Below are 13,682 nucleotides of genomic sequence, written 5' to 3'. Positions count from 1 at the left end.
AGCGTGACTATACGCTCCAGCCAATGGTGTAACGCAGCCGCGGCGCAACGCTGCGCTTCGCCGTGCTGCGCTCCCTGTTCCTCATTTGTTCCATTCCGGGCATGGATCGTGAGTGCCAACAAAGGGCAGCCTGGGGGCCCCACTTCTTTCACGGCACAGAACGATCAGGCCTTTTTATAGGTGTCCAGATCGATGCCCGAGCGAACGACACCGGTCGCAAACCTATCCCGACAGACCCGGCGCACCCTGCCACCGCACCAGCTAACAGTAGGGGCTATGATGGACCTGACGCAATCAAGGGAGTGGGTGCAATGAATCAGACAGGAAATGTCCTCGCTGCCGTGGGACAGTTTCCGCAGAATGATGCGGTGCTGGCGCGTGCTGCGGAAATTGCCCGTGCGCATCGGGCGAAACTCACCATTGTTCATGTCATCGACAGCTTGACCGGGTTTGGTCCTGCGCCCGCGGACCTGGCCCTGATCCAGCATCAAATACGGCTCATCGCCCGCGAAAACATCGAGGCCGCCATTGCAAGACAGGAAATCGACGTTCCCGGGATCGACATTCGTATTGAGACCGGGTCGCCGTCCCTGCGCCTGATCGAGCAGACCCATGAGACCGGCGCCGATCTGGTCGTGATGATGGCGCACGAGGGCGAATCGATACTTGCGAAAGTGATAGGCTCGACGACCGACCGCGTGATCCGTGCAGCCTGCTCGCCAGTGTTGGTAGTCAAACGGCCGGTTACACAAGCCTATGAACGCGTGGTGGTGGCCACGGATGCATCCGATGAATCCGGTGCGCTCGTGGCGTTCGTGGCCGCGCTGTTTCCGTTGGCAGGGCTGCGTCTGGTCCATGTCGTGCGGATTCCGCCACCGTTCGAAGAAGCGATGCGGCGCGCGGGCCACGGACAGGCAAGTGTGGCGGCTCATCGCGATGCCCTTGTCCGCAAGGCGAAGGCCTGCATGCACGCCATCTCGGAGCAGCTGGCCCATCGCCCGACACAAAGCACGACGCGGGTGATCGCCAGCGATCCGGCGAAATCCCTTGTCCGGGCGACGCGGGATCCGCACGTGGGCCTGATCGCGCTGGGTCCCGGCAGCACTAGTCTGATCCGGCGGGCGCTGCTGGGCAGCGTCACACGCCGGGTACTGGAAGCTGCGAGTTGCGACGTCCTGATCTGCAACCCGCACGGTGTCAGGGAATAGCCCTGCACACCCGTGATTGCCCCACAGGTATCGAGCAGAATGGACGGTCTCTCCCAAGGTCCGGCCCCGGAAAAAAACATGCTCGGCGATCCATCGGGCTTGACCGACACGATTTGGGATATGGTCGTCAATGCGCTGGGTGCCCTGGCAATCAGCACCCTTGGCAGTGGCAAGTCGTGTTCTTGTCATATATTGCGTGGTGCACGCAAGCACGCACCGGGTCAACTGTCCGGTTGCTTTCGGCAATGCATCCATACCCGGGACAAGGCGCCCGCCCAGGAAATTTCTTCATGACAGCAGCACCTGCTCCGCTCCCGGTATTTGACCTGCGTCAGCTCGACGACGACTACTATGCCAATCCCTTTCCGGTATATGCCGCACTGCGCGAACATGCGCCGGTGTACCGTTGTCCCGACGGCAGCTTTTTCCTCAGCCGTCACGACGACATCAACAGCGTGTACCGCAACGCGAAGTTGTTCAGTTCCGACAAGCGAACCCAGTTCGAGCCTGTATTCGGCGCGGATGCGCCACTGTACCGGCATCATACCGCCAGCCTGGTGTTCAATGATCCGCCGTTGCATACCCATGTGCGCAAGGCCTTCGGCAACGCGCTGTCGCCAAAGATGATAGTGGCGATGGAACCTGGACTCATGCGCCTGGTGGACGATCTGCTGGATGGCATCGCGCAACGGCGCGAGTTCGATCTGATCGCCGATTATGCCGCCGCAATACCGGTGGAAATCATCGGCAACCTGCTGCGCATTCCGCCCGATGAGCGCGCCCCGCTGCGGCGCTGGTCATTGGCGATTCTCGGTGCGCTCGAAGTCGGGCTGTCGGCGCAGCAGATTGCGCTCGGCAACCGCTGCGTCGAGGAGATGCTGGAATTTCTCGCCGAATTCGTCGAGCGCCGCCGCCATCACCTCAGCAACGATGAAGACGATATTCTGGCCCGCCTCATCCGCTGGGAATCGGATGGCTACCGTCTCTCGGAAACCGAGCTGTATCACCAGTGCATCTTCCTGCTGAACGCCGGCCACGAGACCACCAGCAACCTGATCGGCAACGGCATCCACCTGTTGCTCACCCACCCGCGGGAACTCGCCCGCCTGCGGGCTGAACCCGCGCTGATCGAATCCGCGGTGGAGGAAATCCTGCGCTACGAAAGTTCCAACCAGCTCGGCAACCGGACCGCACGCGAGGATACCGCGATCCGCGGCGTGGCAATTCCCAAGGGCTCGATTCTGACCCTGTGCATCGGCGCGGCAAACCGCGACCCGCAGGTATTCAGCGACCCCGATCGCTTCGACATCGCGCGCGACCCGAACCCGCATCTTGCCTTCGGCGCCGGTATACACACCTGCGCCGGACTCAACGTGGCGCGCCTCGAGGGTCGCGTGGCGATCGCACGGATCTTCGAACGCTTTCCTGAATTAAGGCTAAGCGGCGAGCCGGTGCGTTCGCGCCGCGCGCGCTTTCGCGGTTTCGACTCCCTGCCTCTCGCCATTTCCTGATGCGCCCCGCCACCCTGACCCGAATCCTGAGCTCCCTGCGGCTGCTCGCGCTGCTCGCGAGTGCTGCTGTCGGATGTGCCGACATCCAGCACGCCCGGCGCCATCGGCAGCCAACCCGCGCAACCCCCAACCAGCCGACGCGCAGACCACGCAGCTCGCTGTCGAGCGGCACGGCAAAGCCCGCATTGGTGCATCGGCACACGCAGCGGGCGATAACCGACCGGTACCCCGCAGATGCAGATCTGGTGACGCGTTCGGCCGCGCCGATACCATGGACCGGCAATTGACTAGCCATGACGCATGCCCGTACTGTTCCCGGCGCAACAATGGAGAAAACGGATGAAATTCGACAACCGCATCGCCCGGATGCGGGGAATGGAGATACCGTTGATCCCGGCCCCGATGGGCTGGATCGCGTGCTCGCAACTGGCCAGCGCGGTATCCAATGCCGGCGGCGGGGGGACCATCAAGACATCCTCCGGGAAACTGGAGGTGATTCGCGAGGAGAGCCGGCGGAGGTTGACGCTGGCTGATCGCCCGTTCGGAGCGAATTTCACCCGGGCCTTCGTGAAGGATTCCGGCATCGAGCCGGTCGTTCGGATACTCGCAGGGTTCCGCCGCGAGTTTTTCGCCACGCTGCATGGATTCGCCGCGTGCTGCGCCCGCGAGCCCTGAGCGGGACCGCTCCATGAGCTACCTGGTGCTGATCGCCGACGACCATCCGCTGTATCGCGATGCGCTGAAGATCGTCGTGGCGGGTGCTTTTGCCGATGTCGAGTGCCGCGAGAGCCGCGATATTGCCTCCACTCTGGAAATGCTGGCGTGCTGTCCCGTCGACCTCGTCCTGCTCGACCTGTCGATGCCCGATGCCACCGGGCTCGATGGCCTGCGTCGCCTGCGCGAATACCACCCCACGGTGCCGGTCGTGATCTGCTCGGCACACGACGATCCGCACACCGTGCGCGAGGCGTTTCGCGAGGGGGCGGCAGGCTATCTGCCGAAGTCCTCTGGTTCCTCGCTGACCCAGCACGCATTGCAGATCGTGCGCGCCGGCGGCAGCTATGTGCCGTCGGAAGCGCTGCGTGAATTGGCTGCGGACTCACCCGCAAAGTCTCCCGCGGATCCTTCCGTGCAGGGCGCCGGGCAACTCACGCCGCGTCAGTTGCGCGTGCTCGAACTGATGGAAAAAGGGCATTCCAACAAGGCGATCGGACGCGAACTCGGGATCGGCGAGATCACCGTGAAGGCGCATGTATCGGCGGTGCTGCGCAAGCTCGGGGTCGAGAACCGGGTCCAGGCGGTACTCGCTGCCCGCACCCGTCATAAGCCAACAGATTGATACTGTTAATTTTGTTATATAACAATGCGTTATAAATATCAGTTAAGGTGATTTATTGTTTTTAATGCAAACTTGGATGGTACCTGCAGCCAGGATGCACCGCAGTGGCGAGGAAAGCTCGAGGCGGCGCAGCCGCTCGGGGCTGAGTTCATTCTTGCGAGCCCATATCCACAATTCGGCCAGCGCGGGCTAGTTGCGGCGATTCACCCAGTCGCGTCGCGCCGCGCGCGCATCCTGAAAAAGGCGCAGCAGCTGCTCATCATCTTGCACGATATGCTGCCGGTACTGTTGCAATGTGCCAACAAAGCGATCGATCGATGCGACGATTGCCGCTTTGTTGGTGCGGCAAATCGAGTGTCGTACTTCCGAGCTGCCCGCGGCACTGCGGGTCATTTCCCGAAAGCCGAGGGCAGCCAGTCGGGACATGACGTCCCAGTCCTCGTGCGTGGACACGGACGTGACCAGCGCGGACGCCAGCAACATGGGCAAGTGACTGACATGCGCCACATAATCGTCATGTTGCTGCGCAGTCATCAGCAGTGGTGTGGCGCCGATCCACTGCACCAGCTGCAGCAGCGCTTCACTGGCCGCCTTTGGTGTATCAGCTTCGCCCACAACGCAAAACACGGTGTTCCTGAACACCTCCCCGTTGGCACCCGCAAGTCCGCTGCCGGCACTACCAGCCATGGGATGACCACCGATAAAGACGGCAGGGTGTCCGATCAATTGTCGGCCCCAGGCATTGACTTCGACCTTGGTGCTACCGACATCGGTGACCACTGCGCCCTTGGCCAAATAGGGATTGATATGCCGCATGACAGACTCCATTGCCGAAACCGGGGTCGCCAGCACTACCAGATCCGCATCGTGCACCGCATCCGCCAGATCAAAACTTAGCCGATCGACCACATCCAGGCGCAAAGCCTCGCGTCCAGCTTCCTCATTGCGCACATAGCCCACAACCTCGACGTCCGCGGCAGGATTCCTGTGCACGGCCAGGGCCACTGAGCCCCCCATATTTCCCAAACCAATCACCGTCATGCGTTCTATTGCCATGGTTTCACCTCAATCGCCCTGCCGCCAACTGCTGCTGCTGCTTAAACAAACCACGAACCGCCGTTGACCAGCAGCGTTTGCCCGGTCACATAGGCCGATTCATCACTGGCAAGAAACAAGGCCGCGCCCGCGATATCCCCGGGCTCCGCCATGCGCTTCAAGGGAATGCGGCGGGTGAGGGACTGTAGCTGTTCCGGAGTCAGGCCACTCAGCAATTCGGTATTGGTCGGCCCCGGACAAATGGCATTGACGCGAATGCCGCGTGCGCCCAACTCGCGTGCCAGAGAGCGCGTCATCGACAACAGAGCACCCTTGGCCGTGTCGTAGTGGACCGCGCTCTCTCCACTCAGAGCACCGGTACTGGAAATGCTGATGATGGATCCCGACAACTTCTGTTCAATCATCGCCAGGGCAGCGGCGCGAGTACAGTAGAAGCTGCCACTCAAATTGATATCCAGCATCCGTTGCCACAGCGCGTCATCGATCTGTGACAGCGACTTGCCCTGTCCCGCTATACCGGCAACGTTGACCAGTACATCCACCCGCCCATAACGCTGCTGAACATCGACGAACAACTGCCGTACTTTGGCGCTGTCAGAGATATCGCAGACCGCCGCCATGCAATCGCCGCGACCGTTGATCAGCGCCAGGGTCTGGGCGGCGAGCTGTTCCACCACGTCGACGATCACCACCGCCGCACCCTGGGCGGCAAACAGCTCGGCCATGGCACGACCGATACCCCGCCCCGCTCCGGTGATGACGGTGACCTTGTCGGCCAATCTGGAACCCTGTGTTACCACCGATTGACTCACATCCACTCTCCAGATCAATCAAATTCAATACCCGCAAACCATTCGATTCCTGATATCCGTGCGGCTACCAGCCGCGCAGCAGGTGCTGCATCAATGCCCGCAGGCGCGCAACCTCCACCGGCTTGGTCAGGAACGGAATGCCGCGCTGCTGAAGCTCCGCAGTGAGTTGCGGCGAGGTATCGCTGCTCACCACGATCGCGGGCAGCGGCCCGGAAAACTCGACGGAAATCTCCGCGAGCGCATCGAGGCCGGTGCGCGCATTGCCGAGATGATAGTCCGCCAGCAACAGGTCCGGAACCAGATCGGCATCGATCAGCCGCGTGAGCACCTCCTCGATCGACGAGCCGGCGACCGTGCGGCACTGCCATCCCTCGAGCAGCCGCTCCATGCTGCGCAGCACCTGCTCGTTGTCGTCGACCAGCGCCACGCAACGCCCGGCAAACGTGGCCGGCGCATGGCTCAGTGCCGCGACCACGGGAGCCGCGAGCTGGCGCGCATCTCCGGCCGGCAAATCGAGACTGAAGGTGCTGCCACGCCCGAGGCTCGAGCGAACCTCGACCCGGGTTTCCAGCAGGCGCGATATCCGCTCGACGATCGACAGCCCGAGGCCGATGCTGCCGGCACCCTCCGCGGCGCCCGGCGCGCGCCAGAACTCCTCGAAAATACGACTCACGTGCTGCGCATCGATACCCGGCCCGGTATCGCTCACCTGCACCCGCAGCTGCGTGCCGCGGCGCCGCGCCGCGAGCAGGATCCTGCCGCCACCGGCGTATTTGAGTGCGTTGCTGAGCAGGTTGCGCAACACCGTCTCGAGCAGCGCGGCATCGGTATGCACAACCGCGTCACGCGGCACCATGCGCAGGCGCAGCACTCCGCTGCCGGCCATCGAGCCGTACTCGCGCGCGAGGCGCTCGAGCATCGGCGCCAGTCGATGATGCGCCGGATCCGGGTGGATCGCGCCACTGTCGAGACGCGAGATGTCCAGCAGCGTGCCGAGCAGGCTGTTCAGCGTACCAAGCGCGAGTTGTACCCCGCGCAGGGATTCGGCGTTGCGGGTATCGAGTTCGGCCGGCGACATCGATTCGAGATAGAGAATCGCGGCATTCAAAGGCTGGCGCAGGTCATGGCTGGCGGAGGCGACGAAACGGGTCTTGCTGCGCGTTGCATCCTCCGCCTGCTGCTTGGCACGAATCAGGGCTGCCTCGTACTTGCGGCGCAGTTCCAGCTCGCGCTCGAGACGCAGGTTCAGCTCGCGCAGTTCCGCGGTGCGTTCGGCAACGGTCTTCTCGAGGTTGATCGCGGTCTGGAATGCGGCAAAGGCATTGCCCTCCTGGCTGATCCGGTGCTCTACCCGATCCATCAGCGTCTCGTTGGTGCGCTGCAACCGCAGCATCGCCCGCTCGAGGGCGACAATCCGCGCCGCCGCCGCGACGGTCCCGGCATCAGCTGCCGCCTTCTCGCTCATGGCCCGACCGAGAACGCGATGCAATTGAAGGAATTGTTCATGTTGATCGCATTGGCCTGCTCTCCCATGCACGAGAAACCCCAGACATTGTTGCGTGCAAACAGCCTGCCGACCGCGGCTTGCATGCCATTGCGCTCGACTTCCACCTTGCGCGCCGCGCACTCGAATGCGAGCACCAGTTGCGGTGCGCCGATCTCGCGGCGCAGCGCCGCGAAGCGCTCCTCGAGCTGGCCCACGAAATCGCCGGGCTGCGCGACGCGAAACACCATGCCCTCGTCGATCGCGCAGGCAAAGCGCATGGAACTGTCCTCGAGCACCTGGGAAAAACCGCGTGCATAACCCTTGTCACCGATCATCAGGATAATCGGGTGCGAAGAAAGATGCTCGACGTCGATATCGGCCTCGTCGAGGCCGCACAGCCGCGCATACTCGACGATGGCCGGCGCGCCGTTGATCTCGTGGACCAGCCGCTTCGCCGGCGTGGCCGCGGTGATGACCCCGCGCGTGGACGATGGGCGGTAGTGATGGAAATTGTAGTGCCGGAATTCGAGCGCGGTATGCACCAGCAGCATCACCGCGGCATCGTCGTGCAATTGTCCGCAATCCAGCACCGGCGTGCGATTGAGCTTCCAGTTGTCTCCGGCCGAGCCACCGATCAGCGTGGTATTGCCGAGTTCGCTGCCGAGTGCCGCCGCCACGAATTCCTCTGCCTGGCTGGTGCTGTCGATCAGCAGCAACGCAAAGGTATTGCGCGCATCGGCGTCCGGAGCGCGCTCGCGAAGCTCCCATTGTGCCGACAGCACCAGGTTGCGCGCGTCCTGGAAACCAAAGCCGCGCAACCCGTCGATGCGCCGCGATACGGCGGTGAAATCGCCCTTGCGAAAACCGATGCACACCATCGAATTCTCGTGATAACCGCGCCCGGTGATCTCGCCGGAGGTGGTGCAGCCGAATATCCGCTGCGCGGGAAATCTGGCCGCCACCGGCATCAATACCTGATCCAGCAGATCGGGAGCGGACAGCAACAATGAAAACTCGAGGTCCGCGCGCGCCAGCACGCCATCGAGCTCGGCGATGACTCCGGCAGTGGAGAGGCCCTCGGCGTGGGCCGTGAAAAATGAAGCCGTCATGCGTGCGGATCACATCGCGGGTGGCGCCGGAGCCGAGGCGGCCAGCTCGATCGACCCGAATGCCGCTGCCAGCCAGCCGCCTGCACCCTGCTGATCGAAATTGTTGTCGATGTCCATCTGTTCTCCTGGGGTGTGGCGCGTTGGCGTCTGGTCCGCGCTAGAGCATACAGGCGCCGCCACTGCCGCCGGTGATGATGGCGGTCTTTCCGTTCAGCCCGAGATCCATGCAGCACTCCCTGTTGTTTTTTCGCTCGAGCGATTATCGCTGTTTCAGGAATCCAGCGTATGCCGGAAGCGGCTCAGTGCAATCGCCGACACCACTACCAGAAACAGCAACAGTGGCCAGATATTGGGGGCAACATCGGCAAAGCCGCCACCCTTCAACATGATGCCACGTACGATGCGCAGAAAATGCGTCAGCGGCAACACTTCGCCTATGCCCTGCGCCCACGCCGGCATGCCGCGAAACGGAAACATGAAGCCCGACAGCAGCATCGAGGGCAGAAAGAAGAAGAACGTCATCTGCATCGCCTGCATCTGGTTGCGCGCCACGGTCGAGATCAGGTAACCCATGGTCGACACCGTGGCGATGAACAGCGCCAGCATCACGCACAGCAGCGGATAGGAGCCCTGCATCGGCACCTCGAAAACCCCGTGCGCAACCGTGAGGATGATCACTACCTGAACCGCCCCCATGGCGATGTAGGGCAGCAACTTTCCGATCATCATTTCCATCGGCCGCACCGGCAGCGCCAGCAGGTTTTCCATCGTGCCGCGCTCGACTTCACGGGTCAGCGCCAGCGCCGGCATCATCACCATGGTCATGGTCAGGATCACGCCGAGCAGACCGGGCACGGTGTTGTACTGGGAGATACCGTCGGGGTTGTAGCGCCGGTGCATCACCAGATCGAATGGCGGCTGCCCGGAATCGGCGCCGGCGGCACCGAGACGCTGGTGCGCCAGCGCGGTGCGTGTCAGCTGCGTCGCCGCCGCGAGCGCGTTGGACGATGCGGCGGGATCGGTGGAGTCGGCCTCGAGCAGCAGCTGCGGCTGCTCCCGGCGCAGCAATTGCCGGGTGAAACCCTCCGGGATCGTGACCACGAAGGCGACCTCGCCGCGCGCAAGCTGGCGATCGCCCTGTACCTCGGCATCATTGACCGACACGATGCGGAAATAGCCCGAGTTTTCGAATGCATTGACCACCGCGCGCGAATACGCGCTGTGATCCTGGACAAAGATCGCGGTGGGGAGCTGCTTGGGGTCATTGTTGATCGCAAATCCGAACAACACCAGTTCCAGCAACGGAACCCCCAGGATCATGCCGAAGGTCACGCGGTCGCGTCGCAGCTGGATGAATTCCTTGATCAGCACGGCATTTATCCGCCGCGCCGACAGGCCACGCAAGTGGTCCAGCAGGCGCGCCAACAGCGGCGGACGCTCAATCATGCATGGCCTGCCGCACGGCTTCGCCTGCTCATCAGGTGGATGAAGACATCTTCCAGCGTGGTCTCGCCCTCGGCCCAGCGATGCGCCGCGTGATCGCGAAACGGTGCGATCGCGGCCTGCAGTGCAGCCCTGTCCGTGCCGGTCACATGCAGCGTGTCACCGAATGGCGCCACTTGTTCGATACCGGCCCGGCTTTCGAGCGCCACGCGCAGCTGTGCGATGTCGCCGCCCTGGACCGTGAAGGTGTGCAGTCCGGCGTTTTCAAGCAGTTCGCCGATGGTGCCGTCGGCCAGGATCTCGCCATCCATGATGTAGACGATGCGATGACAACGCTCGGCCTCGTCCATGTAATGGGTGGATACCAGCACCGTGACACCCTGGTCGGACAGGTCGTGAATGGCATCCCAGAACTCGCGGCGCGCCTTGGGATCAACGCCGGCGGTCGGTTCGTCGAGCAACAGCAGGCGCGGGTTGTGCATTACGCAGGCTGCCAGTGCGAGCCGCTGTTTCCAGCCCCCCGAGAGCGAGCCGGCCAGTTGCCGGCGACGATGCTGCAATCCGATGCTGTGCAACGCCTCGTCCACTTTCTGCAGCCGCGGGCGCAGATCATACAGGCGCGCGACGAAATCCAGGTTCTCCTCGATCGTGAGGTCCTCGTAGAACGAGAAGCGCTGCGTCATGTAACCGGTCTGGAGCTTGATGCTCCCCGCCTGGGTGCGCAGATCGAAGCCGAGACAGGTGCCGCTCGCCGTATCGGGACGCAGCAGGCCGCACAGCATGCGGATCGTGGTGGTCTTGCCACTGCCGTTTGGCCCGAGAAACCCGACGATCTCGCGCTCGCGCACGCGCAGCGCGATGTTGTCGACGACCGTCTTGCCGCCAAAGCTCTTGCTCAGGCCGCTGACATCGATCACGTTCATGGCTGCTGCCCGGCGCCGATCGTGATATCGACGATCTGGCCCGGCGCCAGTTGCCGCGCAGCGCCGAGCAGTTCCCCCTCGACCAGCACCACCAGCTTCTGGCGACTCTCCACCGAGTAGATCACCGGCGGGGTGAATTCGGGACCACTGGCGATGAAATTCACTCTTGCCTGCAGCGCCGGCGCACATCCGTCACAGCCCAGACCGAGCAAATCGCCGATCCGGACCCGGCTCAGCATCGATTGCGGAACGAACAGCTTGAGCTTGCGATTCAGCGGTGTCAGCAGGCTCAGCACCGGGGCGCTCGGGCCTGCCATTTCGCCCGCATAGCGGATGATGTCCTCGACCCGTCCGGCGGCCGGCGCCCGCAGGGTGCGTTGCTCCAGCCGCCACTCGGCATCGGCCATCGCCGCTGCCGCGGCCTCCACGACCCGCCGCGCGGCCTCGATTTCCTGGACCCGCGCGGCGATGCCGGCCACCTGCAGGCTGGCATCGATCTCGCGCAGGCGTGCGCGCGCCACGTCGTGCGCGGTGCGCGCCTGATCGAGCGCCGACTGGCTCTGCACCTTGCGTCGCACCAGGTCGGTTGCGCGCTCGAGATCGAGCTCGCTTTGGGCGAGATCCGCCCTGGCGGCAGCGCGGTTGGCCTCGATGACGGCGATCTCCTCGGAGCGCTTGCCGGTGGTGAGGTTGTCGAAGCGCGCCCGCGACTCGGCATGGCGCGCGCTCGCGGCCTCCAGCGCAAAACGCGCGTCGGCGGCATCCATGATCGCCAGCACATCGCCGGCCTTGACCTGATCGCCACGACGCGCCTCGAGACTTTCGATACGCACGACCTCAAGCGGCGCCAGATAAACGGCCTCACCCTCGACATAAGCGCTGAGCGTGGCATCGGAAGGCGCACAAAACAGTCCCGCGAGCAGCGCGAAACCGCATAACCAATCCACCATGCATGACTCCTCGATCCGCAAGGACGCCGCCGCAGCGGCGCTCGTAGCGCTCATCGCTGCGCAAAAAAATGGGGCTCCAGAGCCCCATCATAAGTCGATTTGTGCGCACCCCGAAATAGCGGGGTGCGATTCACCAGTAATTCACAGTGCGATGCAGATGGTCTGGGTCTCGGTGTAGGCCCTGACCGCATCGACGCCGTTCTCGCGTCCCCAGCCGGATTCCTTGAAACCGCCAAACGGCAGCGCCGCGTCGATCACGTTGTGGCAATTGACCCACACCGTTCCGGCCTTGATGCGCGGGGCAATACGATGAACGGTGCTGACGTCACGCGACCATATGCTGGCACCGAGCCCGTAGGGCGTATCGTTGGCCGCGGCAATCACGTCCTCGATGTCATCATAGGGCATCGCCACCAGCACCGGTCCGAAGATCTCCTCGCGCACGATCTTCATGTCGTTGCGGGTGTTCACGAACACCGTGGGATTGACGAAGTAACCGTTGCTGTCGGGACGATCGCCGCCGGCCACCAGTTCCGCGCCCTGCTCCACACCCGAGGCGATGTATTTGCACACCCGCTCCTGCTGGATCTTCGAGACCATCGGCCCGATCTCGGTGCCCGGATCGAGACCGGGACCGACCTTCATGCTCTTCGCGATATTGGCCACACCGTCGATGATCTCGTCAAAGCGCGACTTGTGGACGTAGAGGCGGGAACCGGCGCAGCAGGTCTGGCCGTGGTTGAAAAAGATCCCGCTCGCGGCACCCGGAATCGCCACCGCGGGATCCGCATCGGGGAACACGATCGCCGGTGATTTGCCGCCCAGTTCGAGGGTCACTTTCTTGAGGTTGCCGGTTGCCGCCTGGATGATCAGCTTGCCGACTTCGGTGGAACCGGTGAACGCAACCTTGTCGACACCGCGGTGCGAGGACAGGGCCGCGCCCGCGGTATGTCCGTAACCGGTCACGATATTGAGCACCCCGGCGGGGAAGCCGGCTTCCAGCGCCAGGCGACCGATGAAGAGCGCCGTCAGCGGCGTTTCCTCGGCAGGTTTCAATACCACGGTGCAGCCGGCCGCGAATGCCGGCGCCAGCTTCCAGGCAATCATCAGGATCGGGAAATTCCACGGAATGATCGCGCCGACCACGCCGACCGGCACCGGGTTGGCAAAAGCAAAGAACTTGCCGTCCGGGTTGAACGGCACCGAAGGCCGCAGCGTACTGCCCTGCAGCTTCGAGGGCATGCCGGCCATGAACCGGAAGCAGTCGATCGCACAGGTGATATCGACGGCCTTGGCGATGGCCACGTTCTTGCCGTTGTCGATCGACTCGAGTTCGGCCAGGGTATCGATATGCTGCTCCATCAGGTCAGCCAGGCGGTGGATCAGGCGCTCGCGCACCGCTGGTTTCATGTCGCGCCAGGCCGGGTCCTCGAAGGCACGGCGGGCCGCGGCGACCGCGCGATCGATATCGGGGGCATCGCTTTCGGCCACCCGCGCGACCTCGAGACCGGTCGCGGGATCGAACACCGCCAGGGTTTTTTCCGCTGCGGCCGCCACCCACTCACCGCCGATCAGATTGCGGTGACTGGCACCAAGGAACTCGCGGGTGGCCGGACGGATGGTATTGAGATCGTTCATTGCTACGGTCATTGTCGGTACCTCCAGAGTGTTATCGGGGAACACGGGGCGCTCCCCGCACCATAAACAGATTCATCTGCCGGATCCATGGTAACGCTTCCCCGATAGCACCGCATCGTACCGTGGCAGGGTAGCGCCTGCTACTTTCGTAGCATTCAACCTGCTGCTTTCGGGCAGTTGGCAAGCGTACCGGTTTCGCTTACCCTT

At 63.3% G+C, this 13,682-nt stretch carries 13 protein-coding genes; 5 read left to right on the top strand and 8 right to left on the bottom strand.

Going from position 1 to position 13,682, the window contains the following annotated elements; all coding sequences use genetic code 11:
• Window positions 1-341: 341 nt before the first annotated feature.
• The 5 genes from IPF49_17845 to IPF49_17825 all read left to right on the top strand — a co-directional run bounded on the left by IPF49_17845 (window position 342) and on the right by IPF49_17825 (window position 4,058).
• A complete protein-coding gene (locus tag IPF49_17845) occupies window positions 342-1,208 on the top strand; it encodes a universal stress protein (GenBank protein ID MBK6289461.1) in 867 nt (288 codons plus the stop codon).
• A 39-nt stretch (window positions 1,209-1,247) separates the two neighbouring features.
• A complete protein-coding gene (locus IPF49_17840) occupies window positions 1,248-1,502 on the top strand; it encodes a hypothetical protein (GenBank protein MBK6289460.1) in 255 nt (84 codons plus the stop codon).
• A complete protein-coding gene (locus IPF49_17835; protein ID MBK6289459.1) occupies window positions 1,499-2,719 on the top strand; it encodes a cytochrome P450 in 1,221 nt (406 codons plus the stop codon). The genes IPF49_17840 and IPF49_17835 overlap by 4 nt, the downstream gene beginning before the upstream one ends.
• A gap of 339 nt (window positions 2,720-3,058) precedes the next feature.
• Window positions 3,059-3,394, top strand: coding sequence for a nitronate monooxygenase (locus tag IPF49_17830; GenBank protein ID MBK6289458.1), 336 nt, complete (start codon window positions 3,059-3,061; stop codon window positions 3,392-3,394).
• 13 nt (window positions 3,395-3,407) lie between these two features.
• Window positions 3,408-4,058: a response regulator transcription factor gene (locus IPF49_17825; protein MBK6289457.1), complete on the top strand. Its 651-nt coding sequence runs from the start codon at window positions 3,408-3,410 to the stop codon at window positions 4,056-4,058.
• 189 nt (window positions 4,059-4,247) lie between these two features.
• Here the strand turns inward: IPF49_17825 and IPF49_17820 are convergent, their stop codons facing one another.
• From IPF49_17820 to IPF49_17785, 8 genes are all read right to left on the bottom strand, one after another.
• Window positions 4,248-5,114: a prephenate dehydrogenase/arogenate dehydrogenase family protein gene (locus tag IPF49_17820; protein ID MBK6289456.1), complete on the bottom strand. Its 867-nt coding sequence runs from the start codon at window positions 5,112-5,114 to the stop codon at window positions 4,248-4,250.
• A 41-nt stretch (window positions 5,115-5,155) separates the two neighbouring features.
• Window positions 5,156-5,914: an SDR family oxidoreductase gene (locus IPF49_17815; protein ID MBK6289455.1), complete on the bottom strand. Its 759-nt coding sequence runs from the start codon at window positions 5,912-5,914 to the stop codon at window positions 5,156-5,158.
• A gap of 76 nt (window positions 5,915-5,990) precedes the next feature.
• Complete coding sequence (locus IPF49_17810; GenBank protein ID MBK6289454.1) at window positions 5,991-7,391, bottom strand: response regulator; 1,401 nt, start codon at window positions 7,389-7,391, stop codon at window positions 5,991-5,993.
• Window positions 7,388-8,521 carry an FIST C-terminal domain-containing protein gene (locus IPF49_17805; GenBank protein MBK6289453.1) on the bottom strand — a complete coding sequence of 378 codons (1,134 nt, stop codon included), beginning with the start codon at window positions 8,519-8,521 and terminating at the stop codon, window positions 7,388-7,390. Before IPF49_17805 ends, IPF49_17810 begins: the two co-directional genes overlap by 4 nt.
• Window positions 8,522-8,791: 270 nt before the next feature.
• On the bottom strand, window positions 8,792-9,967 hold the full coding sequence (locus IPF49_17800; GenBank protein MBK6289452.1) for an ABC transporter permease: 1,176 nt from the start codon (window positions 9,965-9,967) through the stop codon (window positions 8,792-8,794).
• The gene (locus tag IPF49_17795; protein ID MBK6289451.1) at window positions 9,964-10,887 is read right to left on the bottom strand and encodes an ABC transporter ATP-binding protein; all 924 of its coding nucleotides are present in this window, start codon (window positions 10,885-10,887) and stop codon (window positions 9,964-9,966) included. The genes IPF49_17800 and IPF49_17795 overlap by 4 nt, the downstream gene beginning before the upstream one ends.
• The gene (locus tag IPF49_17790; protein MBK6289450.1) at window positions 10,884-11,837 is read right to left on the bottom strand and encodes an HlyD family efflux transporter periplasmic adaptor subunit; all 954 of its coding nucleotides are present in this window, start codon (window positions 11,835-11,837) and stop codon (window positions 10,884-10,886) included. Before IPF49_17790 ends, IPF49_17795 begins: the two co-directional genes overlap by 4 nt.
• Before the next feature lie 141 nt (window positions 11,838-11,978).
• Window positions 11,979-13,487, bottom strand: a complete 1,509-nt coding sequence (locus tag IPF49_17785) for an aldehyde dehydrogenase family protein (protein ID MBK6289449.1) — start codon at window positions 13,485-13,487, stop codon at window positions 11,979-11,981.
• Window positions 13,488-13,682 lie beyond the last annotated feature (195 nt).

The organism is Gammaproteobacteria bacterium (genome assembly GCA_016705365.1).
Lineage (GTDB): Bacteria > Pseudomonadota > Gammaproteobacteria > Pseudomonadales > UBA5518 > UBA5518.
Note: the sequence above shows the minus strand (reverse complement) of the source record. Positions and strands in the feature narration are given on the sequence as shown.

Bases quoted from the DNA above. Each gene is read 5' to 3' on its own strand.
- IPF49_17830 (MBK6289458.1), top strand. From the start codon at position 3,059: ATGAAATTCGACAACCGCATCGCCCGGATGCGGGGAATGGAGATACCG.
- IPF49_17820 (MBK6289456.1), bottom strand. From the start codon at position 5,114: ATGGCAATAGAACGCATGACGGTGATTGGTTTGGGAAATATGGGGGGC.
- IPF49_17825 (MBK6289457.1), top strand. From the start codon at position 3,408: ATGAGCTACCTGGTGCTGATCGCCGACGACCATCCGCTGTATCGCGAT.
- IPF49_17805 (MBK6289453.1), bottom strand. From the start codon at position 8,521: ATGACGGCTTCATTTTTCACGGCCCACGCCGAGGGCCTCTCCACTGCC.
- IPF49_17795 (MBK6289451.1), bottom strand. From the start codon at position 10,887: ATGAACGTGATCGATGTCAGCGGCCTGAGCAAGAGCTTTGGCGGCAAG.
- IPF49_17840 (MBK6289460.1), top strand. From the start codon at position 1,248: ATGGACGGTCTCTCCCAAGGTCCGGCCCCGGAAAAAAACATGCTCGGC.
- IPF49_17835 (MBK6289459.1), top strand. From the start codon at position 1,499: ATGACAGCAGCACCTGCTCCGCTCCCGGTATTTGACCTGCGTCAGCTC.
- IPF49_17810 (MBK6289454.1), bottom strand. From the start codon at position 7,391: ATGAGCGAGAAGGCGGCAGCTGATGCCGGGACCGTCGCGGCGGCGGCG.
- IPF49_17790 (MBK6289450.1), bottom strand. From the start codon at position 11,837: ATGGTGGATTGGTTATGCGGTTTCGCGCTGCTCGCGGGACTGTTTTGT.
- IPF49_17785 (MBK6289449.1), bottom strand. From the start codon at position 13,487: ATGACCGTAGCAATGAACGATCTCAATACCATCCGTCCGGCCACCCGC.
- IPF49_17800 (MBK6289452.1), bottom strand. From the start codon at position 9,967: ATGATTGAGCGTCCGCCGCTGTTGGCGCGCCTGCTGGACCACTTGCGT.